Annotated in this window: 4 protein-coding genes; 1 reads left to right on the plus strand and 3 read right to left on the minus strand. The window is 66.0% G+C overall.

Annotation, left to right across the window (positions count from 1 at the left end; translation table 11 throughout):
* Positions 1 to 349 (minus strand): AMP-binding protein (locus ACFWF3_RS30685; protein ID WP_379317194.1); only part of this gene is annotated, 349 nt, incomplete at its 3' end.
* A gap of 29 nt (positions 350 to 378) precedes the next feature.
* Positions 379 to 1,674: a DUF3533 domain-containing protein gene (locus ACFWF3_RS30690; protein WP_379317196.1), complete on the minus strand. Its 1,296-nt coding sequence runs from the start codon at positions 1,672 to 1,674 to the stop codon at positions 379 to 381.
* Positions 1,675 to 1,752: 78 nt separating this feature from the next.
* On the opposite strand from ACFWF3_RS30690, the gene ACFWF3_RS30695 reads away from it, so the two are divergent.
* Positions 1,753 to 2,349, plus strand: a complete 597-nt coding sequence (locus tag ACFWF3_RS30695) for a TetR/AcrR family transcriptional regulator (RefSeq protein WP_378991785.1) — start codon at positions 1,753 to 1,755, stop codon at positions 2,347 to 2,349.
* Positions 2,350 to 2,400: 51 nt separating this feature from the next.
* Here ACFWF3_RS30695 and ACFWF3_RS30700 read toward each other — a convergent pair.
* Positions 2,401 to 2,869 (minus strand): TetR/AcrR family transcriptional regulator (locus tag ACFWF3_RS30700; protein WP_379317198.1); only part of this gene is annotated, 469 nt, incomplete at its 5' end.

Here is a 2,869-nt window from a genome sequence, read left to right on the forward strand (position 1 = left end):
AGTCCTGCAGGATCCACTTGGCCTGCTCGGCGGCGGAGCTGTCGTAGATGGCCACGGTGCAGCCGCCGGTGGCCCAGATCGCGTGGTCGAGCACGACCCACTCGTAGCGGGTGGGGGCCATGATCGCTACCCGGTCACCGGGTTCGATGCCCGAGGAGATGAGGCCCTTCGCCACGTCGGTGACCGTTCGGGCGAACTCGGCCGCGGTGACATCGGTGAGTCCGCCGCTACCGTTGGAGACGTTGAACAACACCGTGTGGGGCGAGTGCTCGGCGTGCAGGAACACACTGTCGGAATTGTTCGCGTGCTCGGGAATCGTGTAGGAAGCCGGGGCTTCGAACTCATGCATCACAGGGCCCTTCCACATGGATTGATCAGTTACTGCGCGGGCGCGTGCTCGATGCCGAGTCGCAGCATGCCGCGCAGGTCGTAGGTGTTGGTGGCGACCGCGCCGACGATCAGGCCGATCGCCAGTCCCGCGCAGGTCATCCAGAGACCCTGTGCCATGCCTGCTTCGAGGTGTCCGTCGAAGAACAGGATGGCGCGTACGGCCAGGTAGATCTGGTGCATGGGTTCGAACGTGGCCATGTCGGCGATCCAGCGCGGTGTCGCCTCGAGCGGGATGGTGCCCGACGATGACGGGATTCCGAGCACCACGAACACGATGAGGTTGATCATCAGGCCTGCCGTGCCGAAGGCGGCCATCACCGACAGGGCGGTGACCGCGATGGCGGCGATGGCCAGTGTGCCATAGAGGAACAGCATCAGTGGTCGCTCGATCGCCATGTTCAGCAGGGTGCCGACGCCGAGGAACACGCCGGAGGCCAGCGGGGCGCTGATCGCGGCGATCCCCCATTTGATGAGCAGCGTGCGCCAGCGGCTGATCGGGGCCGGGGTGGTGGCCTTGTGCCATGGGCCGTATTCGGCGGGGACATAGCCGAGTGAGGCGTCGACGAGTGAATTGATCATCATCGCGCCGCTGAATCCGACGATCAGCAGGACCAGGGTGTAGAAGAAGGCCGCCAAGCCCTGGCCGGTGCCTTCGGGGAGCGGGTGGTAGGCGGTGACGACGACGTCGATCGGCTCGGCGAGCTGTAGCTGTGCGGCGCCGCTGAGTGGTGTGGCCCCGGCCGCGGTGCGGACCTGTTCGGCGAGTTGGGTGCCGACGGTGCTGTTGACCTGTGTCATGGCTTGGTCGGCGACGGTGTTCATGATCTGTGCGGCGAGGGTGCCTGCCCGGGGGTTGGTGAGCACGGAGATGATGGGCTGCTCGACCTGGCCCGGGACGATCGAGGCGGCGCCGAGGATGGCGACGCGTTTGGTGAAGTCGCCGGGGATGACGATGGCGCCGTAGACCTCGCCGTTCTGCAGCTGTTGCTGGGCTTCGTTGATGCCGAGTGGGCGCAGGTCGATCTTGTCGGCGGGGATGTTCTCGCTCAGCGCGGAGGTGATCTGTGCGCCGATGTTGGCGGGTTTGCCACCGACGGTGTCGCCGACGTCCTGGTTGACCAGGGCGATCGGGAAGTCGTGCAGGTGCTTTTCGGGGTCGGCGGTGTAGCCGAGGTACATGGTGCCCAGGAGCGCCGCCAGGATGGTGACCAGGGTGATCGGGGCCAGCCATTCGCGGATCGGCATGCTGCGCTGTGTGCGGGTGGGCGCGGTGTTGTCAGTCATGGCAATCGTCAATGTAGTCAGCGACAACAAAGTAGTCAACGCAAACATTGGGTGGCCGTCAGATATCCTGCTCGTACCATGTCCCTGCACACCCCGTACCACCACGGAGACCTCCGCGCCGCGCTGCTGACGCGCGCGGAGGCGACACTGCGCGAGGCCGGCGTGGACGGGCTGTCGCTGCGTCAACTGGCCCGCGATACCGGCGTCAGCCATGCGGCCCCGAGTCGTCATTTCCGCGACAAGCAGGCACTGCTCGACGCACTGGCCGTCACCGGGCTCGAACGCCTCGGCGCCTGCTTCGAACAAGCCGTGATCGAAGGGCCCATCACGGCACGTCTGCAAACCGTCGCCTACGCCTACCTGCGATTCGCCGTCGACAACCTCGAGCTCTTGCCGCTGATGTTCGCGCGCCGAAACAACTCCACCTCCGCCGATATCCAGCAGGCCGCCGACCGGGCGTTCGCGGTGCCGATCACCCTCATCGCCGATGGTCAGGCCGCCGGCGAGATCGTGGCAGGTGACCCGAAACGGCTCGGCGTCACCGCCCTGGCCGCCCTGCAGGGCTTGGCCACCTTCGTCGGTTCCGGCTACACCGCCGACTACGACTCCGAGCAGCTACTCGACGACCTGGTCCGCCACCTCACCCTGGGCCTGCTCCCCCGCGCCGCCGACTGACGATGCCGCGAACCGCATCCTGACGCGTGGAAGGCGATGGCCGACAAGGCTTCAGGCGCGCAGGAACAGCCGCATGGATTCGTTGACAACGGCCTCACGCGTTCGCCCCTCCGGGTCCGCGGCGGGCCGGAGCCAGATCGAAGCATGATTCAGGATCCCGTGCAGACAGTGCAGCGCCACGGAGGGGTCCGAACAATCGAACTCACCTGACGCGACACCGCGATCGATGACCGCACGGAAGATCCGGTCGTGGCGTCGACGCATGGTCTTGATGGATTCACCGTGCTCGTCGGGCCACGGCGCGGGGAAGGAGAAGAGTTTGCCCACTTCCGGGTAGAGCACCGTCAGAACGCGCAACTGCTCGGCGATGAGCGAGCGCAGCTGTTCGGCCGAGGAGAGCTCGGCCGCGGTCTCCAGTGCCTCGCCCAGATGGGTCAGCACGTCAGCGGTCAGCTTTTCCAATGCTGCCGAGACCAAGGCGTCTTTGCTCGGAAAGTAGTAGTAGAGAGTTGCTTTCGCG

It is taken from the genome of Nocardia sp. NPDC060220, from assembly GCF_042727815.1.
Classification (GTDB): Bacteria; Actinomycetota; Actinomycetes; order Mycobacteriales; family Mycobacteriaceae; genus Nocardia.